The sequence below is a fragment of the Roseateles sp. AC306 genome, assembly GCF_979253795.1.
The window spans coordinates 63,126-86,246 of record NZ_CEEDEB010000004.1 but is presented as its reverse complement, the minus strand read 5'-3'; the positions used below and the strand labels follow the sequence as shown (position 1 = coordinate 86,246).

The following is a 23,121-nucleotide window of genomic DNA, read 5'->3' as shown; positions in this document are numbered from 1 at the left end:
CGCGAGCCGCTGCAAGCCCCGCTAGACGCAGGCGCCGACTGACTGCCATACGCTAGGCGCATGAGCACACCATCAGACCGCCTGCAACTGATGCAAACCTTCGTCCGCATCGTCGAGGCCGGCAGCCTGTCTGCGGCCGCGCGCCAGCTTGGCACCACCCAGCCCACGGTCAGCCGGCGGCTGCAGGCGCTGGAGCAGCAGTTCGGCAGGCCGCTGATCCAGCGCTCCACGCATGCGTTGCGGCTGACCGAGACGGGCGAGCGCGTGCTGGAGCGCGCGAAGGCGCTGGCAGCCGATTGGGAGGACTTCGAACAGTCGCTGCGCGCCGAACCCGCACGACCGACGGGGCTGCTGCGCGTGCAGGTGCCGCACGCCTTCGGGCAGGAGCACTTGGTGGCGCCGCTGGTGCGCGCACTGCAGGAGGCGCCGGGCCTGCGGGTGGACTGGCTGTTGAACGACAGCACGCCCAACTTCATCCAGCAAGGTCTGGACTGCGCCATCCGCGTGGGCGGCAAGGCGGAGGGCGCCGTGGTCGCCATCCCGCTGGCCCAGGTGCCGCGCGTGCTGGTGGCTGCGCCTGCGCTGCTGAACGGCCGCTCGCCCCATGAGTTCCAGGAGCCCGACGACATTGGCGCCCTGCCCTGGATCGCGATCTCACTGTTCGAGCGGCAGGAGCTGCAGCTCAAGCACGACGACGGCGCACGACGGCGCCTGCCCATCCGCCCGGTGCTGGCCACCGACAGCCTCTATGCCGCGCGCGCCGCTGCCCGGCTCGGGTTGGGCGCGACGCTGCTGTCGGGCTGGACGGTGCAGCAGGACATCTCCGAAGGCCGCCTTGTGCGCCTTCTGCCACGCTGGCGGGGCACGCCGCTGCCGGTGCACCTGCTCTACCCCAACCCGCCCGCGCCCTCGGCCCGGCTGCGCTATTTCATCGAGGCGATGCGGCGCAGCATGCGCGAGCCGCTGTGGCCCGACCCACTATCCTGACGCCATGACCGACGACGACCTGCTGCGCTACGCCCGCCACCTGATGCTCGACGAAATCGGCATCGAGGGCCAGCAGCGGCTGCTGGACGCCAGCGCCCTGGTCATCGGCGCGGGCGGCCTGGGCTCGCCGGTGGCGCTCTACCTCGCCTCGGCCGGCGTCGGACGCATCACCCTCGTCGACCACGACACCGTGTCGCTGACCAATCTGCAGCGCCAGATCGCCCACGACATGGCCAGCCTGCACCGGCCCAAGGTCTTGTCCGCCGCCGAGCGCATGGTGGCGCTGAACCCCGGCGTCATCGTGCGCGCCCTGCCCGAGAAGGCCGATGCCGAGTTGCTGGACCTCGAAGTGCCCGAGGCCGACGTCGTCATCGACTGCACCGACAACTTCGCCACCCGCCACCTCGTCAACGCCGCCTGCGTGCGGCACGGCAAGCCGCTGGTCTCGGGCGCGGCCATCGGCTTCGACGGCCAGATCAGCGTCTATGACAGCCGCTCCCGACAGCACCCCTGCTACGCCTGCCTGTTCCCGCCCGAGTCCGGCTTCGAGGACGTGGCCTGCTCGACCATGGGCGTGTTCGCGCCGCTGGTGGGCATCGTCGGCAGCATGCAGGCGGCCGAGGCGCTGAAGCTGCTCGCGGGCGTGGGCGAGCCACTTGCCGGCCGTCTGCTCATGCTGGATGGCCGGCGGATGCAGTGGAGCGAGATCGCCCTGCAGCGCGACCCGGCATGTTCAGTGTGCAGTGGATGAAATCCAGCGCCCGCCTCGCTTTGCGCCACAAAATCCAGCGTTGACCTGCCCACAATCCCCCGCCCATGAAGCCCACCGAAGCCCCGACGCGCAATTTCCCGACCGCCAAGGAAGAAGTCCGCACGCTCCAGCCCCATCCCGACTACGACGGCCCCGGCAGCGCTTATGAACTGGCGTTCAAGGACGAGAGCTTCCTGCTGCGCGAGGACATGCGCGGCGTGCGCATGCAGCTCGAACTGATGAAACCCGAGCTCGTGCAGAACGAGCACGGCGTCAAGTCCACCATCGTCATCTTCGGCAGCGCGCGCATCCTGTCGGCCGACGCCGCCGCGGATCTGATGGCCGCCGCCGAGGCCAGCGGCGACGAGACCGCCCTGCGCATTGCGCGCAGCAAACTGGCCATGAGCCGCTACTACGAGGAGGCGCGCCGCTTCGCCCAGATCGCCACGGCCGCCTGCGCCGAGCGCGGCCGGCCCGTCGTCATCGCCACCGGCGGCGGCCCCGGCATCATGGAAGCCGGCAACCGCGGCGCCTACGAGGCGGGCGGCAAGAGCGTGGGCCTGAACATCGTGCTGCAGCACGAGCAGTACCCCAACCCCTACATCACGCCGGAGCTGTGCTTTCGCTTCCACTACTTCGGCCTGCGCAAGATGCATTTCCTGATGCGCGCCGTGGCCCTGGTGTGCTTCCCAGGCGGCTTCGGCACGCTGGACGAACTCTTCGAGACGCTGACGCTGATCCAGACCCGCAAGAGCCGCCGCCGCCCCATCCTGCTGTTCGGACGCGAGTTCTGGACCAAGCTCATCAACTTCGAGCTGCTGATCGAGACCGGCATGATCAATGCGGGCGACGAGAAGATGTTCCAGTTTGTCGAGACAGCCGAAGAAGCCTGGGCGCTGCTCGAGGCCGAGCCTGAACTTTCAAGCATCAACGCACCCTGACGCCATGACGAAACTGCGCAATGTCTCCCTCATCGGAGCGCCCACCGACATCGGCGCCGGCGCGCGCGGCGCCAGCATGGGCCCCGAGGCCATGCGCGTGGCCGGCCTGGCCGAGGCGCTGCGCGCGCGCGGTGTCGACGTGATCGACCGCGGCAACCTCGTCGGCCCGTCCAATCCCTGGTTGCCGCCGGCCGAGGGCTATCGCCACCTGGACGAAGTCGTGGCCTGGAACCAGACGGTGCACGACGCCGTCTACGACGAGCTCAAGACCGGCCGCATGCCCATCCTGCTGGGCGGCGACCACTGCCTGGGACTGGGCTCCATCGCCGCCGTGGCCCACCATTGCCGCGACACCGGCAAGAAGCTGCGCGTGCTGTGGCTGGACGCGCACACCGACTTCAACACCAGCGAGCTGACCCCCAGCGGCAACATCCACGGCATGCCCGTGGCCTGCCTGTGCGGCTTCGGCCCGAAGGAGCTGATCGAGATCGGCGGTCATGTGCCCGCCATCAGCCCGAAGTGGGTCCGCCAGATCGGCATCCGCAGCGTCGACGAAGGCGAGCGCGCCTTCGTGCACAAGCATGACCTCGAAGTCTTCGACATGCGCTTCATCGACGAGATGGGCATGCGCCACACCATGGAGCTGGCCCTGGCCACGCTGGACGACAACACTCATCTGCACGTCAGCTTCGACGTCGACTTCCTTGACCCGGTGATGGCGCCCGGCGTCGGCACGACGGTCGGTGGCGGCCCGACCTACCGCGAGGCCCACCTCTGCATGGAAATGATTGCGGACACCGGCCGCATGGCCTCCATGGATCTGATGGAGCTGAACCCGGCGCTGGACGAGAAGAACCGCACGGCGGTGGTGGCGGTGGACCTCATTGAATCGCTGTTTGGCAAAAGCACTTTGATGAGGAAATGAGTTTGCCCTGCTGCGCAGACGGCAAAAGCACTTTGATGAGGAAATGAGTTTGCCGTGCTGCGCAGACGGCTGACTCACCGCGGGTCGCACGTCCGCGCAGTTGAGGGCTACCCCGCCGCGCCGTCCTCGTACTGCCGCGGCAACAGGATGCGGAACGTCGTACCGACACCCATCTCGGACTGCAGCTCGGTGGTCGCGTCGAGCAGGTCGCACAGCCGTTTGACGATCGACAGGCCGATGCCTTCGCCGGGTTGCTGCTGAACGGGCCGCGGGTCCTCGGGCGAAGGGTGTGCCTCCGCCAGGTCCACATTGACATGAGTCACGGCGCCACTGGCGTGGTCGGCGGCGACCTGCCTGGCCTGGTCGGTCGCCTCTTCGAGCGCACCTGCCAGCTGCGAGCCCGGCCCGGCGTGAAAGCCCGGCCCGGTGTCGCTGACCTCGAAAAACCAGCGCTCCAAATCGCCCGACGCGCAGTTGCCACAGCTGACCGTCACGCCGCCGCGGCGCGTGTACTTGATCGCGTTGATGATGAGGTTCTGGGCAACGCGCCGGGTCTTGACCACGTCACCATCCACGGGCAGCGCCGCGGTGCCATTGAACTTCAAGTAGAGGCCGCGCTCCTGCGCATGGGGCTGCAGGTCGTCGCAGAGCGTGGCCAGAACCGCAGCCGCATCCATGGGCGCCAGCTGGCGGTGCTCGAAGCCGCCCTGCAGGCGCGCGAGGCTGGTCACATCGTTGAGCAGATGGCTGAGCGAGCCGACGTTGCGGTCGAGCAGACGCAGAAAGCTGCCACGCATCGGTTCGGACGCCTTGGGCGAAGCCAGGCCCGCGGTGGCGGTGGCGACGACGCCCAGGCCGCCGCGCAGGTCGTGCGCCGCCTGCTGCCACAGATGGGCGCGCTCCTGCTCCAGCTCGCGCAGGGACAGCAGGGCCTGCTCGAGGTCGCGGATATGGCTGCTGGCTTCCATCTGCTGAAGCTGGAAGTACTGCGACACGCTGGCACTGATCGCGTCGCCGCACTGCTGGGCCCAGATCCGGCGCGCCTGCGCCATCGCTGCGGGCTCTGGCCCGGGCTGGCTGGTTGCGTAGCTCTCCAGTTCCACCACAACGCACTCATTCAGGCGGCCCAGCTCCCGCGTCACCTCGCCCAGGTCGAAGCCCTGCTGCCAGCGGTGCAGGCCGTGGGCCGCCGCGTCGCCCTGATGGGGTTCGACGTCGTTGTCGCCCGCAGTGACCGCGCCACCGATCAGCCTGCGCTCGAAGTCGGCCAGCAGCGCCGGGATGTGGTCATGGAGCTGCGCGCGGGGCAGCGCTGCGCCACTCGTTAGCGTCGGGTCCGCCGTCACGGCGGTGCGCCACGCCTGCAGGATGGCGCCGCGCCGACGCTTCAAATAGGCGCCCAATGCCGCGTGTTCCATGGTGTGCATCGATGCATCCTCTGTTTGCCCGAATCGGGCAAGAGCCGCCATTTTGGGTGAATGGCGCCTCAGGCGCTGACGATCCACCCCTCCAGCGGGTCCACGCCCGCCGGCCAGCCCCAGTCCGGCCGCTGTGTCGCCCAGGCCGCCTGCAGCATCGCCAGCACCGCGTCCAGGCTGTCGCCGCTTGCGTCCGCCACCAGTTCGTCGCGCTGCGCATGGCTGAGCTTGAGGCGCAGGCCCAGCCTGGAGCGCCCCTGCTCCAGCGCCTCGACGATGTCCTTGCGCGCAATCAGCCGCTCCGGCGTCTGCATGGCCTTGCTGTCGCTCTTGTACGAACGCCGGGCGATCAGCTCGCGCGCCAGCAGACCGGGGTAGGCCTCCAGCGCCACGCGGGTCTCATCGCCAGGCAGGTGGCCAGGCAGGTGCACCCCGGCCGCAATCAGCCGCGGCACACCGGCGTGCAGCATCCAGGCCACCGGCGGGTTGACCCATTTCATGCTCGTGCTGGACCCCGCAGGGCCGTCGCAGGCGCGGTGCGCAAACTTGGCGCCCACCGGCCGTGCATTGCAGAAGGCGGCAAAGCGGGCGCGGATGTCGGCGCGGTCCAGGGCCGCGTAATGGCTCATCAGCGCTGCGTAGTCGGTTGGCCAGCCCAGGTGCTCGACCAGCTCGCGCGGCAGGCCGAACGGCAGGTCCAGACCGGCCACCCAGGGCCCGGGCTGGGCCAGCCAGGCGGAGAAGGCGTCCAGGCTGTCCAGCGCTGTCAGCCGCTCCAGGCGCACGACGGCGCCATGGCGGCGGCCCGCGGCAACGCGGATGGGCTTGGCTGCCCGGGGCGCACTCGTGAAGTCGACCCCGAAAACGCTGTAGTCGTGCATGGCCGTCATTCTGCGGCTGGGCAGAATGGCCAGCCCCCATGTCAGACCTGCTCGATCTCCCCAGCCTCCCTGCCGACGATGCCGGCTTTGACGCTGCCGCATTCGACGCCGCCTTCGCCTCGCAGCGCCAGCTCGCAGCGGCAGGGGCCTACCAGGCGTCCAACGACGTGCTGGAACTGCTGCTGCAGGCCTGCCCGCCCACGGACCTGCGCCGGCGCGGCGACGCCCTGGCGCTGCTGGCCCACCAATACCCGCGCACCGGCCGGCTGACGGCCAGCGCGCGCTGCGCCACCGAGGCCCTGGCCGTGGCCGAGCGCCTGGGCGACGACCTGATGCTGGCCGACGCGCTGACCGCGCAGGCCTATGTCTACGGCCAGCTGCTGATGGGCCGCGAGGCGCTGGAGTCCGGCATGCGCGCCCTGGCCGCGGCGCGGCGCGCGGGTGATGCCGTGCGCGAGGCCTGGGCGCTGTGCCGCGTCGGCATCGGCTACTCGGCCCTGGACAACCAGGCCCAGGCCTGCGCCTCCGTCGAGCAGGGGCTGGAAATCGCCAGCGGCGACGGCTCGGCGGAGGTGCGCTTCTCCTGCCTCAACAACCTCGCCTACTTCTGGCTGAGGCGCGTCGAGGACGCCAGGACCGAAGGCGACGCCGCCGCGCTGGCCGAGGCCCTGGCGCAGGCCCGCCTCACAGCCGAGCAGGCGACCGAGCTGGCGCGCCGCTCAGGCAGCCCCTTCCAGGTCGCCGTGGCCGTGTCCAACCTCGTCAACGCACTGCTGGCTGGCGGCCTGCTGGACGAAGCCCTGCCCCTGCTCAACGAGTTCGGCCACCTCGCCCACGACCACGGCTACCGCACGCTGGCCATCGAGGCCGACGCGCAGCGCGCCATCTTCATGCGGCTGAAGGGCGAGCCGCTGCAGGCTGCGCGCGTCATGGAGGCGCTGCTGAACGCCGCCAGCGCGCCGCCGCCCAAGTTGCGCCGGCTGCTGGTGCGCTCGCTTTACGAGACCCACAAGGCCTGCGGCCAGTACCGCGAGGCGCTGGCCTGGCTCGAAGAACTTGTCGGCCTGGATCGACAGATCAGCCGTGACAACCTCGTGCTGCAGACCGAGGTCATCCTCATCCGCGACCAAGTCGAGCAGGCGCAGGCCCGCGCCGACAGCGCCACCGCCGACGCCCGCCGCGAGCGCGCCCGCGCGACTCATCTCGAGACCGAGCAGCAGCGCCTGCGCGAACACGCCAACGCGCTGGACCGCGCTGCCCACGAGGACGTGCTGACCGGCCTGCACAACCGCCGCCATGCCGAGTTCGCGCTGCCGCTGCTGGTGGAAGGCGCGCGCATGGCCGGCCAGGTCATCAGCGTCGCCTCGCTGGACATGGACCACTTCAAGCGCATCAATGACACCCACGGCCACGCCGTGGGCGACGCCGTGCTGCAGCAGCTCGCCCAGCTGCTGCGCCACCGCCTGCGCAGCGCCGACCTGCTCGCCCGCATCGGCGGCGAGGAGTTCCTGGCCGTGCTGGTGGGCATCGCGCCCCAGCAGGCCGCCGAAATCTGCGAGCGCCTGCGCCTGGCCGTCGCCGAGCACGACTGGGCCGCCACCGCGCCGGGGCTGACGGTGCGCATCAGCGTCGGCATTGCCGGCGGCATGCCGCCGCTGCAGGCCGATGGGCTGCTCAAGCGGGCCGACCAGGCGCTGTATGCGGCCAAGCACGGCGGGCGCAATCGGGTGCATGTGGATTGAGGTGCGGCTGAGGGAGGCGGCGTCTGCCTGGGCGCGGGAGGCTGGATGGTCGCCCGTGACGCTCAACGTGCGAGCTCAGCGGACGGCGAAGCCGTCCGCTGCAGCGAAAGGTTAGAGCGCAGATCGCTGCGGCGATCTCTTGTCATGGCAAGCCGGTCACACAGACAAGCAGCGCCAGCGGCACCATGACGCCGAACAGAAAGGAGACGGTTGCTTCGAACACCGGCCTGCGCATTGCCGAGGCGCTGCAACTGCGCGTCAAGGACGTGGACTTCGGTCAGCGCGCGCTGATCGTGCGCGAACGCAAGGGCGCCAAGGACCGAGTGGTGATGCTGCCGCAGTCTCTGACCTCCAACCTGCGTGCGCAGTTGGCACAGGCCTGATTGACGTTTGCGCGAGACGTCAAGGCCGGCACGGCACAGCCCGGCTTGTACCTGTCAAGCCGCCAGCAACTGCTCCAGCCGCTGCTCCCGCAGCCCGTAAAACCGTTTGATCTCCGCAATCTGCGACAGCAACTCGGGCCGGCGTGCGGCCAGGGCCTCGGCGGCGAGGCCTTGGGCCTTCACGGCCAGGATCATCTTGTTCTTGCTGGTGTGCTCCAGCGCGATGAACTCGAACACCTGGGTGCGGTAGCCCTGGCTCTCCAGCAGCAGCGCGCGTAGCGAGTCGGTCACCATCTCGGCCTCCTGGCCGAGGTGGATGCCGTGTTGCAGCATGGGCCGCAGCACCGCTGGCATCGTCATCTGCGGGCGCAGTTCCTTGTGGCAGCAGGGCGAACTCATGATGACGCGGGCGCCGGATTGCAGGCCGACGTGCAGCGCGTGGTCGGTGGCGATGTCGCAGGCGTGCAGCGCGATCATCACGTCCAGCGGCTGCACGGCCTGAGTGCGCACGTCGCCCTCGTCGAAGCGCAGGCCGACAAGGCCCTCGCCTTCGACGATGCCCGTGCAGAGCTTGACCATGTCGCTGCGCAGCTCGATACCCGTCACGCGGGGACTGAGACCGTGTGACTGCAACCAATCGTGCACGGCAAAGGTCAGGTAGCCCTTGCCGGAGCCGAAGTCGGCCACCCGCACGGAGCCTTTCAGCTCGGCCTCGTCAACGGCCGAGGACAGGATTTCGACGAAGCGGTTGATCTGCTTCCACTTGCGCGCCATGGCCGGCACGAGGGCGGGCTCGCTCTTGACAAGATGAGTCAAACCCAGCGCCGACCAGACCGGGCGGGCCATGTCCAGCGGGCGCTGCTTGGCCTTGTCGTGTGAGGCGGGTACTGGCGCTTCGGTCGCGCCATCGACACGCGTGACCCGCAGCGTCTCTCGGCCCTTGCGGCTGACAGCGAACTGCACTTCCTCGGTCGCCGTGTGCAAGTGGGCATTGCGGAAGCGCGCGCCCAGCAGCGTGGCGATCTCGGCGATGGCGGCCTCCGGGGCATGGTTCTTGGTCACGTCCTTGGTGCGGTGCCGCCACAGGAAGCTCAACGCCGGCTCGCCCCGCAGCTCGACAAGGCGCACGGTCAGGCGCTCGATGCCCTCCTCGTCCCCCACCGGACCTGACAGCAGCAGCTTGCCGAATTGGCTGCTGGCCAGGGCCAGACGAACGAGGTGAAGGAAGCGCTCATGCGCGGGCGCCGTGGCGGCAGGGGGCGGGGTGATCAGGCGCGTGAACATCAGACAGGCATTGTCTCTGCGTCCCTCAAAAGCCTTTCGGCGCCGCACGGCATGTGCGAATCAGCACATCCGGAGCACACCGCCCCCCCGCCCTGCGGGATGGGCCCCGACACAGCCCTTCCCTACAGTACCCCCTAGTTTGAAGTCACCGACCGCGCCCACGCAGGGAAGCACAAAACCATGAAAAACACCTCCCTCGGTCTTCTGGCCGCCACTGCCCTGATGGCGCTCGCCGGCACTGCACGCGCGGACTTCGTGCACTCGTCGCAGGGCGTGGATTTCACCTATCACGGGGTCGACGCCAACACCTTCACGCTGCGCATCGAGCACGCGCTCGACGCCACCGGCAACTGGGCGCCCGCGACGCATCTGGGCTATCTGGGCTTCAAGAATCTCGGCAGTCTCGCCGGCCTGACCGGCGTGAGCGTCAACGTGACGCCGGCACCGGGCAGCAGCGTCAACTGGACCTATGCGCTGGGTGAGCTGACCGGCAATGGCTGCAACGGCAACGCCAACTCTGGCGGCATCTGCCTGGAAGCCACGCCCGACCTGCCGCTGACCAACGACCTGCTGTTCACCATCGACCTGCTCGGCAATGGCATCGACATCAGCGCTGCCTCGGCGCCGCTGCTGAAGGCCAGTTTCAGCGGGTGGCAGGAAGCCTCCGGCCGTGTCGGCACCAACGGCTACAAGCCGGCGGATTTTCGCAGTACGGGCGACCTGTTGGCCCAGACGCTCACTCCGCGCGCCGCAGCGGCAACGGTTCCGGAACCGGCGTCCCTTGCCCTGACCGGCCTGGCGCTCGCCGGCTTGATGGCCGCGCGTCGCCGCACACGCGCCTGAATCTCATCAGCGAAGCCCACTCTTCTCGCCGCCGGTGCGCAGCGAGGGGTTCAACCAGCGCGCCGCCGGAGTCCGGTCCGCGTCAGGCGTGTGTGATGTGCGGCCGCGTGTCGGCCGTATCCAGATGCGGCAGCGTGTTGAACGTGATGAGGTGATGCCGCTTGGGGTTGAACGCGAACTCGGTCACCGCCGAGTTGCGGATGCGCAGGTTCAGCTCCACAAACGTTTCGGGCGGCGCTGCCAGCACCTGGGCCACAGCCGTGGCGATAGGGCCGCCGCTGGAGACCATGAGGACCTGCTTGCCCACGCCCAGGGCGAGCACGCGCGCCAGCGCATCGGCCACGCCGGCGGCGAAATCTGCGTGCAGCGGCATGCCCGCCGGTGCCGTCTCGCCGCGCATCCAGGCCAGCAGGCCCTGGCGCAGCAGGCGGAAGTGCTGCTTGACGGCCTCAGGGTCGGTTGGCACCCCCAGCGGCTCAGGGTGGACGGCCCGTACGACGGCCTCGCTGTCGTATTCGTTCAGGCCCGGCAGCGCCACAGCAGACAGCGCCTCGCCATAGCCTTCGACGATGCCGGCCAGCGACTGCGCGTGCCGCTTCAACGTGCCGGTGAAGACGGCGTCGAAGCGCTGGCCGCGTTCGCGCCAATAGGCGCCGAGATGGCGGCATTGCTCGTGGCCCCTGGCGCTGAGCTGGTCGTAGTCGGCAGCGCCAAAGCTGGCCTGGCCGTGGCGAACGAGGTAGAGGCTTCCCATGGCCAACATCATGGCCGGCCGAGCCGCCCGCCACTGTCGCGACAATGACGGCCATGCTGCTCAGACAAGCCACCCGCGACGACGCCGCCGAACTCTGGCGCGTGCGCTACGCCGTCACCGAGAACAAGCTGACGCCCGGCCGCATTCCGGACACCGAACTGCATGCCTATCTCGAGCAGCACGGCCGCGGCTGGGTCATCGAGCTGGCGCCGGCCCCCAACCTGCGGATCGCCGGCTTTGCCATCGGTGACGCCCGCGACGGCCACATCTGGGCAATGTTCGTGGACCCCCCGCTTCACGGTCAGGGCTACGGCCGCCAGTTGCACGACGTGATGGTGGCCTGGCTGTTCGCCCAGGGCCACAAACGGCTCGACCTGGGCACTGAACCCGACTCCCGCGCCGAAGCCTTCTACCGCCGCGCTGGCTGGCAGCCTACCGGCGACGGCCTGGATGCCTACGGCGACCAACCCTTTGAATTGCACATCGAGGACTGGACCCCAACCCATGCTTGAAACCCACGAGATCGAAACCGGCCCCAACCCCCGAACGACGCTGATCGTGCTGCACGGCCTGGGCGCCGACGGCCATGACTTCGTCTCCATCTGCGGCGAACTGAACCTGGCGAGCCTCGGCCCCATTCGCTACGTGTTCCCACATGCGCCACAGCGGCCGGTGACCATCAACAACGGCTATGTGATGCGCGCCTGGTACGACATCCGCGTGACCGACCTCGTGCGCGAGGAGGACGAAGGCGGACTGCGCGAGTCGAACGAGCAGATCGCCGAGCTGATAGCCCGCGAGCGCGAGCGCGGCGTGCCGGCGGAGCGCATCGTGGTGATGGGCTTCTCGCAGGGCTGCGCAATGACGTTGATGACCGCGCTGCGCTACCCCGAGCGGCTGGGCGGTGCCGTGGGGATGTCGGGTTATCTGCCGCTGGCCGCGCTGGCCGCCGCCGAGCGCTCGCCGGCCAACGCCGATCTGCCCATCTTCCTGGCCCACGGCACGCATGACCCGGTCGTGCCGCACGCACGCGGGGCCGCCAGCCGCGATGCGCTGCGCGCGATGGGCCATGACGTCGAATGGCACGACTACCCGATGCCACACTCGGTCTGCGCCGAGGAGATCGAAGACATCAACGCCTGGCTGCTGAAGCAACTGAGCTGAATTCCGACGCCTGTTCCGGGCGCTGTCCGGAACAGCGCTGGGCGATGATCCATGAGTCATGGAGCGCCTGGCCGAACAGATCGTTGACTGGCACAACCGCCACCCCCTCGCACGCCGCATCGGCGTGGAGGATGTGCACACCATCGGCGTCGTCGCCCTGCCCTTCGTGCGCGCATCCGCGCAGGCCGGCGGCTTCGTCGAGCCGGTGCTGACCGATGCCGTCAGCGCCTTCGACGAACTCGTCGGCACGCCGCCCGCGTCGCGCTGGGCCGTCTGGCTGCAGCGGCTGAAGGGGCTTGCCCGGCTGCCCACGCGGCACAGTCGACAGCAGTGGCGGGCCTTCAACGAGAAATTCCTGCCCGGCCTGAGCGCGCGTCAGATCGAGCGCTTTGCGCTCGCACATGGCTATGCAGAGCCGCCCGCAGCGCCGGACTCGCGGCCATGGCGCGTCATCGTCATCGACGAGAAGAAGGCCAGCGCCCACGGCGGCTGGCCCTTCGAGCTGTATCTGATGAGCGCCGGCGTCGATGTCGGCAGCGCGCGCACACGGGTGCTGTGCGGGCGGGGCATACCGTCGCAGATCGCCGGGCGGCGCCTGTGGGACCCGCTGCGCCTGGGGCTTGCTGCAGGCGTACTTGCGCTGCTGATGGCGGCCGCCGTTTGGGCGCTGTGGCCGCGCCGCGCTGCCGAGCCGGTGGTGCCGCCGCCAGCCGCAGCATCCGCTGTTGCTGCCGCCTCGACTCCCTCGGCCCCGGCTTCAACGGCAGCCGCACCGGCCGAGTCGGCGTCCGAGGCCGCATCCGCGCCGGAACCCGGCGCCAGCGAGCCGGTCGAACCGCAACCGGACATCCGCCCGCGCCTGGTGGAGCGCACCGACGGCATCAAGCGCCCGCCCCTGCGGTCCACCAAGGTCGACGAGCAGCCCGCAGAGAAGCCCGCAGAAAAGCCCACGGACAAGGCGCCCGAAAAGCCAGCGGAAGCGTCTTCCGCCAAGGCTGTTGAGAAGCCGGCCGAGCCCAACCGCAAGGCCGAGCCACCCGACCCGCGTCTGACCCGTCTCGCCGCCGCGCCGGACAAGCCCGCCGTCGCCCTCGTCGGCCCGCCCGGCAGCAAGGCCGATGCCGAGGCGCTGCTGAGGAAGATGCAGGCCGGCCTGGTGGGCGTGCACAGCAACCCCGAGGCGCTGCAGGCCGACGTCATCCAGACGCCGGAGGGCTGGCGCGCGACGATCTGGCCCTTCCCGAGCCGTGAGCAGGCGCAGCTGATCAACGCGACGCTGGTGGCGCGCGGGCTCAAGACCAAGGCTGTGAACTTCTAGAGTTCAGAACCGAAGCGCTCGGCCAGGAAGTCCAGCAGCAGGCGCAGTGCCAGGGGCTGGTACTGCCGCGACAGGTAGACCCCATGGATGGCATGCGACTCGGGCTCGTAGCCTGGCAGCAGGCGTTCAAGCCGCCCCTCACGCAGGTCGTCATCGACGAGATAGCTCGGCAGGATGGCCACGCCCGCGCCGGCCAGCACGGCGCGATGCATGACGCCGGCGTCATTGCTCTGCAGCACCGAGCGCACCGGTACGCGCAGCCACTGGCCCTGGTGCTGCAGCGCGTAGTCGTTGCGGTTGACGTAGGCATGTGTCACGCAGCGATGCTGGCGCAGGTCCTCGGGCGTCAGCAGCGGCGCGGCCTTGGCGAGATAGGCCGGCGCCGCGCACAGCACCGAGCTGAAGCGCCCGAGCGGCCGGGCAACTAGGCTGGGGTCGAGCTGGTTGCTGATGCGCACGGCCAGGTCGATGCGCTCCTCGACGAGGTTGACCGCGCGCTCCAGCACGACGAGTTCGACTTCGCAGTCGGCATGCAGCGCCAGGAAGTCGGCCACCGCAGCAGCCAGCCGCGCCTGGGCCAGGGACGCGCTGGCCGTCACGCGCAGCCGGCCACGTGGCGCCACGCGCTGCTCGCCGGCAGCCGCCTCGGCCTCGCCGGCCAGCTCCAGCATCTGCTTGCAGCGCAGCAAAGCGCCGGCACCGGCCTCGGTCAGGCTGACGCGCCGCGTCGTGCGCTGCAGCAGCCGCGCGCCCAGCCAGCGCTCCACGCTCTCCAGGTAGCGCGAGACCATGGCGCGCGACATGTCGAGCGCGTCGGCTGCTTGTGTGAGGCTGCCGCGCTCGGCCACCTCGACGAAGACCTGCATCGCAGTCAGGCGGTCCATGGCGTGCTCGATCCCGTTGACGAAAGCGCTGTGGCTCTCAGGGCGCGCGGATGACGAAGGCGCGCTTGTCGCCACTGTCGAAACCGCAGCGCTCGTAGAAGGCCCAGACGGCCGGGTCCTTGCGGCTGGTCGTCAGCACGACCTTGTAGCAGCCAGCAGCCCAGGCCTGTGCAACGGCATGGCGGATGACGGCCTGGCCGTGACCCTGGCCGCGCTGGTCGGCATGGGTCACGACGTTCTCGATGACGCCGTAGCTGCGGCCGCCGCGCGTCAGGTTGGGAATGGCGGCGAGGTTGCAGCTGGCAATGAGCTGCGCCCCGGCGAACAGGCCGAAATGGCGCAGCCCCGGGTGTGCGAACACGGCGCGCACCGCCTCTTGCGAAGGCGGAGCGTCGCCGGCGTTCAGGTGCTCGTAGAGCCCGATGAGGGCGTCGACATCGCCGACGCCCAGGTCGCGGATCGCGACCGCCTGGCTCACTTCACGTCCAGCTTCATCGTGTTGGCAATGAAGGCCAGGATGTCGCTGCGCTCCTCGATGATCTTGGACGTCGGCTTGCCTGCGCCATGGCCGGCATTGACTTCGATGCGGATCAGCTTGGGCGCAGCCCCGGTGTCGGCGGCCTGCAGCGTGGCGGCGTACTTGAAGCTGTGCGCCGGCACGACGCGGTCGTCGTGGTCGCCCGTCGTGATCATCACGGCCGGGTACTTGGCGCCGTTCCTGATGTTGTGGATGGGCGAGTAGGCGTACAGCGCCTTGAACAGGTCCGGCTTGTCGCTGGTGCCGTAGTCCGTGGCCCAGGCCCAGCCGATGGTGAAGTTCTGGTAGCGCAGCATGTCCATCACGCCCACCTGCGGCACGGCGGCGGCGAACAGGTCCGGGCGCTGGTTGGCCACGGCGCCGACCAGCAGACCGCCATTGCTGCCGCCATTGATGGCCAGCGTCGCCGGGCTGGCCACCTTGTTCTTCACCAGCCATTCGCCGGCGGCGATGAAGTCGTCAAAGACGTTCTGCTTGTTGAGCTTGGTGCCGGCCTCATGCCAGGCCGAGCCGTATTCACCGCCGCCGCGGATGGCCGCGATGACATAGACGCCGCCCATCTTCAGCCAGCTGGCCGACGTGACCCCATAGGCCGGCGTGATGGGGATGTTGAAGCCGCCGTAGCCGTAGAGCAGCGTGGGGTTCGTGCCGTCCAGCTTCAGGCCCTTCCTGGCGGCGATGAAGATGGGAAAGCGCGTGCCGTCCTTGCTGGTGACGAACTCGCGGCGGGTCTCGAACTCGTCGGCGTTGAAGGCCGTCTTGGGCTTCTTGAACAGCGTGATTGCGCCGGTCTTGACGTCGTAGCGATGCACCTCGGCGGGCGTCGTCAGGCTGGTGTAGCTGAAGAAGGTTTCGCTGTCGCTCCAGCGGCCACCAAAGCCGCTGGCCGTGCCCACGCCGGGCAGCTTGACCTCGCTGAGCGGCTTGCCATCGGCGCCATGCACGCGCACCAGCGTGGCGGCGTCGTGCAGATAGCTCAGCAGGTAGCGGCCGCCCACGGCCGAGGCGCTGGTCATCGCGTCGGGGCCTTCGGCCACCAGCGTCTTCCAGCCGGCCGGCGCGGGGTTCTTCAGGTCGATGGCGATGAGCTTGCCACGCGGCGCGCCCTTGTCGGTCTTGACGATGAGCCTGCCGCCGGTCACGGCGACGGGGCTGTAGAGCGCGTCGAAGTCCAGCGTGATGGGCTGCGGCTTGCCGCCGGCGAAGGCACCCTTGGGCAGCGGCAGCACCAGCAGGCCGTTCTTGCTGCCGGCGCTCTTCCAGATGTTGATGAGCAGCAGCTGGCCGTCGTCGGACACGTCGGCGCCAAAGCCCCATTCCTTGTCGTCGCGGTTCTCGGTGACGAGCACGTCCTCGGCCTGGGGGGTGCCCAGGCGGTGGTAGTAGAGCTTCTGGAAGTAGTTGGCGCCGGTCAGCTTGGTGCCGTCCTTGGGCGCGTCATAGCGCGAGTAGAAGAAGCCCTTGCCGTCGGCCGTCCATGCAGCGCTGCTGAACTTGACCCAGTCAATCTTGTCTTCCAGGTCCTGGCCGGTGGCGAGGTCGCGCACCTTCCAGACCTGCCAGTCGGAGCCGGCGCCGGCAATGCCGTAGGCCAGCAGCTTGCCGTCGCGCGAGGGCACGAGGCCGGTCAGCGCCACCGTGCCGTCCTTGGACAGCAGGTTGGGGTCCAGCGCGACGACCGGCGCGTCCTTCAGCGACTTGGCCGTGTAGATGACGTTCTGCTGCTGCAGGCCGTCGTTGCGGCTCCAGAAGTAGCGGCCGCCCTCGCTGAAGGGGATGCCGTAGCGCTCGAAGTTGTAGAGCTCGGTGTAGATGCGGCGCGCCGGCAGGCGCTGCGGCATGGCTTCGAGGAACTTGTCCGTGACCTTGTTCTGCTCGATGACCCAGGCCTTGGTCTCGGCGCTGTTGTCGTCTTCCAGCCAGCGGTAGGGGTCGGCGACGGCCGTGTCGTGATACGCGTCAATCTGGTCGACCTTGCGCGTGACGGGGTAGTTCAGACCTTGAGCCTGGGCGCTTGTGGCGACAACGGCAGCAAGGGCGAGGGAAGTCAGGGGCAGCTTCATCTGGGGGTGTCCCGGGATCGAGAAGCCGCCGATTCTCGACGCCCCTTGCCGGCGGCGCCGATGGTCATGCGAGGAAAGCCCTGACGGCGGTAACCCTTAGGCGACGCTCAGCTGCGGTAGTCGGCGTTGATGGTGACGTAGTCGTGGCTCAGATCGCAGGTCCACACCGTCGCGCTCGCGGCTCCGCGGTTGAGGCCCACCCGCACCGTGATCTCGCTCTGCTTCATGACGCGCTGGCCGTCTTCCTCGCGGTATTCCGGCCGGCGGCCGCCGCTCGTCACGACATGGACGTCGTCCAGGTGCAGGTCGATGAGGCTCTGGTCCAGGTCACCGATGCCCGCATAGCCGACGGCGGCGAGGATGCGGCCCAGGTTGGGGTCGCTGGCGAAGAAGGCCGTCTTGACCAGCGGCGAGTGGGCGATGGCATAGGCCGCCAACTTGCACTCGGCCTCGTCGCGGCCACCTTCCACGGTGATGGCGATGAACTTGGTGGCGCCCTCGCCGTCGCGCACGATGGCCTGGGCCAGCTCCTGCGCCAGCGCGATCAGCGCCTCGCGCAGGGTATGCGCATCGGCGCTGTCCAGTGACGTGATCTCGGCATGCGCGGCCTTGCGGCTGGCGATCAGCAGGAAGCAGTCGTTGGTGGACGTGTCGCCGTCGATGGTGATGCGGTTGAAGGAGGCGTCGGCAGCTTCCTTCACCAGCGGCTGCAGCAGGGCTGGGGCGATGTTGGCGTCCGTCGCGACGAAGCCCAGCATGGTCGCCATGTTGGGCCGGATCATGCCGGCACCCTTGGAGATGCCGCTCAGCGTGACCGGCACGCCGCCGATCGTGATGCGGCGCGACGCGGCCTTCGGCAGCGTGTCCGTCGTCATGATGCCCAGGGCGGCCTCGCCCCAGCCGTCGTCGCGCAGGGCGGCCAGCGCGCCGGGCAGGCCGGCGGTGATGCGGTCCACCGGCAGCGTTTCCATGATGACGCCGGTGGAGAAAGGCAGCACCTGCTGGGGCTGGCAGCCGATCAGGTCGGCCAGCGCCTGGCAGGTCTGGCGCGCCCGGGCCAGGCCGTCGGCCCCGGTGCCGGCATTGGCATTGCCGGTGTTGATGAGCAGCGCCCGCACGCCCGAACCGGCGGCCAGGTGCTCGCGGCACACCTGCACGGGCGCGGCGCAGAAGCGGTTGCTCGTGAAGACGCCGGCCACGGCAGCGCCTTCTTCCAGCGCGATGACGCTGAGGTCACGCCGGTTGGCCTTGCGCACGCCGGCCATCGTCACGCCAAGGCGAACGCCCGGCACGGGCAACAGGGAGGCGGGATCGGGGGCGATGAGATTGACGGGCATGGCGCGCTCGGTAGGAGTCAGGGAAAGCGCGCAGATTCTAAGAAGTGAAAAAGGCTCCCGAAGGAGCCTTTGCAAGCGAATGCGCTTGTTCGATCAGCGCGGCAGGCGGCGGCGGGCCAGCATGCCGATGGCACCCAGGCCGGCCAGAAACAGCGCGTAGGTCTCGGGTTCCGGCACGGCCGTCACTGCGGTGGCGACAACCAGATCCTGCAGACCGTTGTTGGTCAGCTTGGTCAGCGAGTAGTGCGCCGAGCCGCTGTAGCTCAGCGCCTGGGCCAGGAAGGAGTTGGCCAGTGTCGACACGGTGGCGTCATTACCGAGCACGTGGAAGCTGCCAGCACCAACGCTGAAGGTGCCGCTGGTCTCACGCACCAGTTCCCAGATGGCCAACTGGAAGGCGGCCTTCTCGTTGTAGGTCGACAGGCTGGCGTAGCTGCTGGAGAACAGGCCTTGCAGTTGCTGGGCCTGGGCGCCGGAGAAGCTCTCGACGTTGTAGATGCGATCGCGCATCGCCCGGCCATTGCCCTCGCTCGGCTCGATGCAGTAGGCGATGAAGCTCTCGCCCGTCGCCACGTAGCTGTAGTTCAGCGCTGTGGTGGCGTAGTTGGACGTGGTCGGAACACTGGTGGAGACGTTCTCGTCCATCGTGCTCAGCTGCGTGCCGGCCGTGTCGACGCCTGCCCATTTGATGGCAACAGTGTTCGCTGCAACCGCAGCTTGAGAGGCCAGTGCGCCGACGGTCAGGAGGCTTGCAACAACAATGCTTTTCATGGATGTCATCCGGTTTCTGTGGGGCTCAGGCCTTGCGGCGGCGGGCGCTGGCGAGGCCGGCACTTGCCAGGGCCAGGGCGGCCAGGGCCACGCTGGCGGGCTCGGGAAGTTCGACGCTGGCGCTGTAGCCGTTGCCGGTCTTGTCGGCGTAGCTGACGCCCTTCACCTCAAGCTGCCACTGGCCAGCGGCGAGTTGCACGGGGGTCAGGGCCCACTTTTCGATGCCGCCGTCGGCGACGTCCCAATCAATGGCGACCGTCTCGGCCCAGTCCAGGTCGGTGCCAAGGCGGCGCAGCGTGACCGACTGGATGTCGATGCCGGGCAGGCCGCCGAGCTGGGCGCTGGTGGTCAGCAAACCTTTGACCCAGGTGTTGCCGCCGAGATTCAGTGTGTAGACGTCGTCGAAATCGGTACCGAAGCCGGTCGCGTCCTGGTGGCTGAAGTTGCTGAGCGTGACCGTGCCGGCAGCGGCACTGGTGGCAAAGACGACGGCGGCGACAGCGGTGAGCAGGGCTTTCATGACGGGCTTTCAGGAACTTCTATCGGGCTAACCCCAGTAGCGGGGCTCTCTAGGACTGCACTCTAGGGGGGTGAACCTGACCCGAGCACCCCTCATGCACGTGGCGAGCAGCGTGGTTTGTGCTCAAACGCACGTGTTTCCCCCTAGATGGGTGGGGTTCCGGAATGCGGCGCCGAATGAAAACGGGCCGGCAGAGCCGGCCCGTGAGGCATTCACACCTGCAGGATCAAGCCAGCTTGCCGTGGCAGAGCTTGAACTTCTTGCCGCTGCCGCAGGGGCAGGGGTCGTTGCGGCCGACGTGGCCGTACTCGGCCAGCAAGGTGTCGGGGTCGACGTCGCGGCTGATGGAGCCGTCCTCGTTGGGGTGCTGGTAGGTCACGTTGGACACCGCTTCGGCGCGGCGCTCCAGAGCCTCGGCGGCGAGGTCGGCCTCTTCCTGGCTCTGGATGCGCACATTCATCAGCGTGCGGGTCACTTCCATCTTCACGACGTCCAGCAGCTGCGAGAACAGCTCGAAGGCCTCGCGCTTGTATTCCTGCTTGGGATTCTTCTGGGCGTAGCCACGCAGGTGGATGCCCTGGCGCAGATAGTCCAGCGCGGCCAGATGCTCGCGCCAGCGCTGGTCGATGCTTTGCAGCAGCACCATGCGCATGAAGGGGTTGAACTGCTCGATGCCGACGCGCTCCAGCTTGCCGGCAAACTGCTCCGCGCCCGCCTTGATGACGGCTTCGAGGATTTCCTCGTCGGTGATCGAGTCGCTCTTCTGGACGAGCTCGGCCAGCGACAGCTCGACCTGCCATTCCTCCCTGAGCACCTGCTCCAGGCCGGGCAGGTCCCACTGCTCCTCCAGGCTTTCCACCGGCACATAGGTGCGCACGACGTCGGTCAGCGTGGATTCGCGCAGCGAGCCGATCTGGGCGACCAGGCTCTGGGCCTCCAGGATGTCGTTGCGCTGCTGGTAGATGACCTTGCGCTGGTCGTTCGACACGTCGTCGTACTCGAGCAGCTGCTTGCGGATGTCAAAGTTGCGCGCCTCGACCTTGCGCTGGGCACCTTCGATGCTGCGCGTGACGATGCCGGCCTCGATGGCCTCGCCCTCGGGCATCTTGAGCCGATCCATGATGGCGCGCACGCGCTCACCGGCAAAGATGCGCATCAGCTGGTCGTCCAGCGACAGGTAGAAGCGCGAGCTGCCCGGGTCGCCCTGGCGACCGGCGCGGCCACGCAGCTGGTTGTCGATGCGGCGGCTCTCGTGGCGCTCTGTCGCGATGATGCGCAGGCCGCCCTCGGCCTTGACCTTGTCGTGCAGGCCCTGCCACTCGTCCTTGAGCTGCTGGATGCGGCGCGCCTTCTCGTCGGCGGGAATCGCGTCGTCGGCCTCGATGAACTTGACCTGGTTCTCGACGTTGCCGCCCAGCACGATGTCGGTGCCACGACCGGCCATGTTGGTGGCGATGGTGATGACGCCCGGGCGGCCGGCCTGGGCGACGATCTCGGCTTCACGCGCATGCTGCTTGGCGTTCAGCACGTTGTGCGGCAGGTTGGCGGCCTTCAGCAGGTTGGAGATCAGCTCCGAGTTCTCGATGGACGTCGTGCCCACCAGCACCGGCTGGCCGCGCGTGTGGCAGGCGCGGATGTCCTCGATGACGGCGGCGTACTTTTCCTTGTCGGTCTTGTAGACCAGGTCCAGCTCGTCCTTGCGGATGGTCGGGCGGTTCGGCGGAATGACGACGGTCTCGAGGCCGTAGATTTCCTGGAACTCATAGGCCTCGGTGTCGGCCGTGCCCGTCATGCCGGCCAGCTTGCCGTACATGCGGAAGTAGTTCTGGAACGTGATCGAGGCCATCGTCTGGTTCTCGGCCTGGATCTCCACCCCTTCCTTGGCCTCGACGGCCTGGTGCAGGCCATCGCTCCAGCGGCGGCCCGACATCAGGCGGCCGGTGAACTCGTCGACGATGATGACCTCGCCGTTCTGCACGACGTAGCCTTGGTCCTTGTGATAGACGTGGTGGGCCCGCAGCGCTGCATTCAGGTGATGCATCAGCGTGATGTTGGCCGCGTCGTACAGGCTCGCGCCCTCGGCGATCAGGCCGGCCTGGCTCAGCAGGCGCTCGGCGTTCTCGTGGCCGTCTTCGGTCAGGTGGATCTGGTGCGACTTCTCGTCCACCGTGAAGTCGCCCGGCTCGATGACGCCTTCACCGGTGCGCGGGTCCAGCTCGCCGATCTGCTTCTTCAAGCCCGGCACGATCGAGTTGATCTTCAGGTAGACGTCGGTGTGGTCGTCGGCCTGGCCCGAGATGATCAGCGGCGTGCGCGCCTCGTCGATGAGGATGGAGTCCACCTCGTCGACGATGGCGTACGACGTGCCGCGCTGCACGCGGTCGGCCGTCTCGTAGACCATGTTGTCGCGCAGGTAGTCGAAGCCGTACTCGTTGTTGGTGCCGTAGGTCACGTCGGCCGCGTAGGCCGTCTGCTTCTGCTCGCGCGGCATCTGCGGCAGGTTGATGCCGACGGTCAGGCCGAGGAAGGTGTAGAGCTTGCCCATCCACTCGGCGTCGCGGCGCGCGAGGTAGTCGTTGACCGTGACGACGTGGACGCCCTTGCCCGTCAGCGCGTTCAAATAGACCGGCAGCGTCGCCATCAGCGTCTTGCCTTCGCCGGTGCGCATCTCGGCCACCTTGCCGGCGTTCAGCACCATGCCGCCGATCAGCTGCACGTCGAAGTGGCGCATCTTCAGCGCACGCTTGCTGCCTTCGCGGCAGACGGCAAAAGCCTCGGGCAGCAGGTCGTCAACCGTCTCGCCGCCGGCGATGCGCTGCTTGAACTCCTCGGTCTGGGCGCGCAATTCGTCGTCGCTCAGTGCCTCGTACTTCGGCTCCAGCGCGTTGATCTGCTGCACGGTGCGGCGGTATTGCTTGAGCAAGCGCTCATTGCGGCTGCCGAAAATCGAGGTGAGAAGCTTGGGCAACATGCTGCGGAGTGGGGCTGGGCGGGGGCCGGCAAGAACCGGTGCGACGCGCGAATCTGAGGGCGGTGCGAGGCAATACAAGGCGGAGTTGCCCGGCCGCGCAAAACGGCGCAGTTTAGCAGCGCCCCCAAACGGGGCACCCTCCCCGCCGGCCCGCTGAATACACTGCGTCCATGTCGGCTCCACGCTATCTCGCGCCCAAGATCCAGCGCGTCAGCGTGCCCGATCCGATGCCGGTCGCGCAGGCGCTGCGCGCCCACGAAGGCCTGGTGCGGCTGGGCGAGCGCCTGGAGGCGTCGCGGCGCCGCCTGCGCGTCATCACGCCGGCCCTGCCCGGCAGCCTGCTCGCCAGCATCCAGCCTGGCCCGATCGACGAGGACGGCTGGAGCCTGCTCGTCGCCAATGCGGCCGTCGCGGCCAAGCTGCGCCACCTGCTGCCGCGCCTGGAGGCGCTGCTGGCCCAGGCCGGCCTGCGCGGACGCATCCGCGTGAAGCTGGCGCAGAAGTAAAGCGGCGGTGGGTTGAACGCCGGAGAGCGGGTAGACCTGTTGCTGCGTGTCCCCCGGCCGCTTCGCGACCTCCTCCTTTACCTTCGCAACAGGCCTACCCGCTCTCCGGCTTCGCGGTGCATTGGGCTTGCTCGTCCCGG

The 23,121-nt window shown here is 68.6% G+C and carries 22 protein-coding genes; 11 read left to right on the top strand and 11 right to left on the bottom strand.

Annotated features, from left to right (window positions below; genetic code table 11):
• The first annotated feature begins 60 nt into the window (after positions 1–60).
• From AC0IZJ_RS10860 to rocF, 4 genes are all read left to right on the top strand, one after another.
• The gene (locus tag AC0IZJ_RS10860) at positions 61–987 is read left to right on the top strand and encodes a LysR family transcriptional regulator (protein WP_471849486.1); all 927 of its coding nucleotides are present in this window, start codon (positions 61–63) and stop codon (positions 985–987) included.
• 4 nt (positions 988–991) lie between these two features.
• Positions 992–1,738: a HesA/MoeB/ThiF family protein gene (locus AC0IZJ_RS10855; RefSeq protein ID WP_471849484.1), complete on the top strand. Its 747-nt coding sequence runs from the start codon at positions 992–994 to the stop codon at positions 1,736–1,738.
• A gap of 65 nt (positions 1,739–1,803) precedes the next feature.
• Entirely contained in the window at positions 1,804–2,679 is an 876-nt protein-coding gene (locus AC0IZJ_RS10850) for an LOG family protein (protein ID WP_471849482.1), read from the top strand.
• A 4-nt stretch (positions 2,680–2,683) separates the two neighbouring features.
• Positions 2,684–3,604 (top strand): arginase, encoded by a 921-nt coding sequence (gene rocF / locus AC0IZJ_RS10845; protein ID WP_471849480.1) that lies wholly within the window; start codon positions 2,684–2,686, stop codon positions 3,602–3,604.
• A 107-nt stretch (positions 3,605–3,711) separates the two neighbouring features.
• Here rocF and AC0IZJ_RS10840 read toward each other — a convergent pair whose 3' ends face one another.
• Together AC0IZJ_RS10840 and AC0IZJ_RS10835 are read right to left on the bottom strand one after the other, a co-directional pair.
• Positions 3,712–5,031: an ATP-binding protein gene (locus AC0IZJ_RS10840; protein ID WP_471849478.1), complete on the bottom strand. Its 1,320-nt coding sequence runs from the start codon at positions 5,029–5,031 to the stop codon at positions 3,712–3,714.
• Positions 5,032–5,090: 59 nt separating this feature from the next.
• A complete protein-coding gene (locus AC0IZJ_RS10835; protein WP_471849477.1) occupies positions 5,091–5,912 on the bottom strand; it encodes a DUF429 domain-containing protein in 822 nt (273 codons plus the stop codon).
• A gap of 29 nt (positions 5,913–5,941) precedes the next feature.
• Between AC0IZJ_RS10835 and AC0IZJ_RS10830 the strand changes: the two genes are divergently transcribed.
• Together AC0IZJ_RS10830 and AC0IZJ_RS10825 are read left to right on the top strand one after the other, a co-directional pair.
• Positions 5,942–7,645, top strand: a complete 1,704-nt coding sequence (locus AC0IZJ_RS10830; RefSeq protein ID WP_471849475.1) for a GGDEF domain-containing protein — start codon at positions 5,942–5,944, stop codon at positions 7,643–7,645.
• A 185-nt stretch (positions 7,646–7,830) separates the two neighbouring features.
• Positions 7,831–8,028, top strand: coding sequence for a tyrosine-type recombinase/integrase (locus tag AC0IZJ_RS10825; RefSeq protein WP_471849473.1), 198 nt, complete (start codon positions 7,831–7,833; stop codon positions 8,026–8,028).
• A gap of 54 nt (positions 8,029–8,082) precedes the next feature.
• Here AC0IZJ_RS10825 and AC0IZJ_RS10820 read toward each other — a convergent pair whose 3' ends face one another.
• Complete coding sequence (locus AC0IZJ_RS10820; protein ID WP_471849471.1) at positions 8,083–9,312, bottom strand: class I SAM-dependent methyltransferase; 1,230 nt, start codon at positions 9,310–9,312, stop codon at positions 8,083–8,085.
• Between the two features lie 180 nt (positions 9,313–9,492).
• Here AC0IZJ_RS10820 and AC0IZJ_RS10815 point away from each other — a divergent pair, with 180 nt between their 5' ends.
• Positions 9,493–10,155: a PEP-CTERM sorting domain-containing protein gene (locus tag AC0IZJ_RS10815; RefSeq protein WP_471849469.1), complete on the top strand. Its 663-nt coding sequence runs from the start codon at positions 9,493–9,495 to the stop codon at positions 10,153–10,155.
• Between the two features lie 82 nt (positions 10,156–10,237).
• On the opposite strand, the gene AC0IZJ_RS10810 is transcribed toward AC0IZJ_RS10815, so the two are convergent.
• A complete protein-coding gene (locus tag AC0IZJ_RS10810; RefSeq protein ID WP_471849467.1) occupies positions 10,238–10,909 on the bottom strand; it encodes a histidine phosphatase family protein in 672 nt (223 codons plus the stop codon).
• A 53-nt stretch (positions 10,910–10,962) separates the two neighbouring features.
• Between AC0IZJ_RS10810 and AC0IZJ_RS10805 the strand changes: the two genes are divergently transcribed.
• From AC0IZJ_RS10805 to AC0IZJ_RS10795, 3 genes are read left to right on the top strand one after another with little or no spacing between them, the layout of a single operon-like run.
• The gene (locus AC0IZJ_RS10805; RefSeq protein WP_471849465.1) at positions 10,963–11,421 is read left to right on the top strand and encodes a GNAT family N-acetyltransferase; all 459 of its coding nucleotides are present in this window, start codon (positions 10,963–10,965) and stop codon (positions 11,419–11,421) included.
• Positions 11,414–12,073 (top strand): alpha/beta hydrolase, encoded by a 660-nt coding sequence (locus AC0IZJ_RS10800; protein ID WP_471849463.1) that lies wholly within the window; start codon positions 11,414–11,416, stop codon positions 12,071–12,073. Before AC0IZJ_RS10805 ends, AC0IZJ_RS10800 begins: the two co-directional genes overlap by 8 nt.
• 58 nt (positions 12,074–12,131) lie before the next feature.
• Positions 12,132–13,391 carry a hypothetical protein gene (locus AC0IZJ_RS10795; RefSeq protein ID WP_471849461.1) on the top strand — a complete coding sequence of 420 codons (1,260 nt, stop codon included), beginning with the start codon at positions 12,132–12,134 and terminating at the stop codon, positions 13,389–13,391.
• Here the strand turns inward: AC0IZJ_RS10795 and AC0IZJ_RS10790 are convergent.
• The 7 genes from AC0IZJ_RS10790 to secA form a co-directional block, all read right to left on the bottom strand.
• On the bottom strand, positions 13,388–14,275 hold the full coding sequence (locus AC0IZJ_RS10790) for a LysR family transcriptional regulator (protein WP_471849459.1): 888 nt from the start codon (positions 14,273–14,275) through the stop codon (positions 13,388–13,390). The genes AC0IZJ_RS10795 and AC0IZJ_RS10790 overlap by 4 nt on opposite strands.
• Positions 14,276–14,312: 37 nt before the next feature.
• Positions 14,313–14,753, bottom strand: coding sequence for a GNAT family N-acetyltransferase (locus AC0IZJ_RS10785; RefSeq protein ID WP_471849457.1), 441 nt, complete (start codon positions 14,751–14,753; stop codon positions 14,313–14,315).
• On the bottom strand, positions 14,750–16,876 hold the full coding sequence (locus AC0IZJ_RS10780; RefSeq protein WP_471849455.1) for a prolyl oligopeptidase family serine peptidase: 2,127 nt from the start codon (positions 16,874–16,876) through the stop codon (positions 14,750–14,752). Before AC0IZJ_RS10780 ends, AC0IZJ_RS10785 begins: the two co-directional genes overlap by 4 nt.
• Positions 16,877–16,983: 107 nt before the next feature.
• Positions 16,984–18,213 (bottom strand): bifunctional glutamate N-acetyltransferase/amino-acid acetyltransferase ArgJ, encoded by a 1,230-nt coding sequence (gene argJ, locus AC0IZJ_RS10775; protein WP_471849453.1) that lies wholly within the window; start codon positions 18,211–18,213, stop codon positions 16,984–16,986.
• 93 nt (positions 18,214–18,306) lie between these two features.
• On the bottom strand, positions 18,307–18,984 hold the full coding sequence (locus AC0IZJ_RS10770; RefSeq protein WP_471849451.1) for a PEP-CTERM sorting domain-containing protein: 678 nt from the start codon (positions 18,982–18,984) through the stop codon (positions 18,307–18,309).
• 25 nt (positions 18,985–19,009) lie between these two features.
• Entirely contained in the window at positions 19,010–19,504 is a 495-nt protein-coding gene (locus AC0IZJ_RS10765) for an FxDxF family PEP-CTERM protein (protein WP_471849449.1), read from the bottom strand.
• A 226-nt stretch (positions 19,505–19,730) separates the two neighbouring features.
• Positions 19,731–22,475 (bottom strand): preprotein translocase subunit SecA, encoded by a 2,745-nt coding sequence (gene secA, locus AC0IZJ_RS10760; protein ID WP_471849447.1) that lies wholly within the window; start codon positions 22,473–22,475, stop codon positions 19,731–19,733.
• A gap of 170 nt (positions 22,476–22,645) precedes the next feature.
• Here secA and AC0IZJ_RS10755 point away from each other — a divergent pair, with 170 nt between their 5' ends.
• Complete coding sequence (locus AC0IZJ_RS10755; RefSeq protein WP_471849445.1) at positions 22,646–22,981, top strand: hypothetical protein; 336 nt, start codon at positions 22,646–22,648, stop codon at positions 22,979–22,981.
• The last annotated feature ends 140 nt before the right edge of the window (positions 22,982–23,121 follow it).

Bases quoted from the DNA above. Each gene is read 5' to 3' on its own strand.
- AC0IZJ_RS10860 (WP_471849486.1), top strand. From the start codon at position 61: ATGAGCACACCATCAGACCGCCTGCAACTGATGCAAACCTTCGTCCGC.
- AC0IZJ_RS10855 (WP_471849484.1), top strand. From the start codon at position 992: ATGACCGACGACGACCTGCTGCGCTACGCCCGCCACCTGATGCTCGAC.
- AC0IZJ_RS10850 (WP_471849482.1), top strand. From the start codon at position 1,804: ATGAAGCCCACCGAAGCCCCGACGCGCAATTTCCCGACCGCCAAGGAA.
- rocF (WP_471849480.1), top strand. From the start codon at position 2,684: ATGACGAAACTGCGCAATGTCTCCCTCATCGGAGCGCCCACCGACATC.
- AC0IZJ_RS10840 (WP_471849478.1), bottom strand. From the start codon at position 5,031: ATGCACACCATGGAACACGCGGCATTGGGCGCCTATTTGAAGCGTCGG.
- AC0IZJ_RS10835 (WP_471849477.1), bottom strand. From the start codon at position 5,912: ATGACGGCCATGCACGACTACAGCGTTTTCGGGGTCGACTTCACGAGT.
- AC0IZJ_RS10830 (WP_471849475.1), top strand. From the start codon at position 5,942: ATGTCAGACCTGCTCGATCTCCCCAGCCTCCCTGCCGACGATGCCGGC.
- AC0IZJ_RS10825 (WP_471849473.1), top strand. From the start codon at position 7,831: ATGACGCCGAACAGAAAGGAGACGGTTGCTTCGAACACCGGCCTGCGC.
- AC0IZJ_RS10820 (WP_471849471.1), bottom strand. From the start codon at position 9,312: ATGTTCACGCGCCTGATCACCCCGCCCCCTGCCGCCACGGCGCCCGCG.
- AC0IZJ_RS10815 (WP_471849469.1), top strand. From the start codon at position 9,493: ATGAAAAACACCTCCCTCGGTCTTCTGGCCGCCACTGCCCTGATGGCG.
- AC0IZJ_RS10810 (WP_471849467.1), bottom strand. From the start codon at position 10,909: ATGGGAAGCCTCTACCTCGTTCGCCACGGCCAGGCCAGCTTTGGCGCT.
- AC0IZJ_RS10805 (WP_471849465.1), top strand. From the start codon at position 10,963: ATGCTGCTCAGACAAGCCACCCGCGACGACGCCGCCGAACTCTGGCGC.
- AC0IZJ_RS10800 (WP_471849463.1), top strand. From the start codon at position 11,414: ATGCTTGAAACCCACGAGATCGAAACCGGCCCCAACCCCCGAACGACG.
- AC0IZJ_RS10795 (WP_471849461.1), top strand. From the start codon at position 12,132: ATGGAGCGCCTGGCCGAACAGATCGTTGACTGGCACAACCGCCACCCC.
- AC0IZJ_RS10790 (WP_471849459.1), bottom strand. From the start codon at position 14,275: ATGGACCGCCTGACTGCGATGCAGGTCTTCGTCGAGGTGGCCGAGCGC.
- AC0IZJ_RS10780 (WP_471849455.1), bottom strand. From the start codon at position 16,876: ATGAAGCTGCCCCTGACTTCCCTCGCCCTTGCTGCCGTTGTCGCCACA.
- argJ (WP_471849453.1), bottom strand. From the start codon at position 18,213: ATGCCCGTCAATCTCATCGCCCCCGATCCCGCCTCCCTGTTGCCCGTG.
- AC0IZJ_RS10770 (WP_471849451.1), bottom strand. From the start codon at position 18,984: ATGAAAAGCATTGTTGTTGCAAGCCTCCTGACCGTCGGCGCACTGGCC.
- AC0IZJ_RS10765 (WP_471849449.1), bottom strand. From the start codon at position 19,504: ATGAAAGCCCTGCTCACCGCTGTCGCCGCCGTCGTCTTTGCCACCAGT.
- secA (WP_471849447.1), bottom strand. From the start codon at position 22,475: ATGTTGCCCAAGCTTCTCACCTCGATTTTCGGCAGCCGCAATGAGCGC.
- AC0IZJ_RS10755 (WP_471849445.1), top strand. From the start codon at position 22,646: ATGTCGGCTCCACGCTATCTCGCGCCCAAGATCCAGCGCGTCAGCGTG.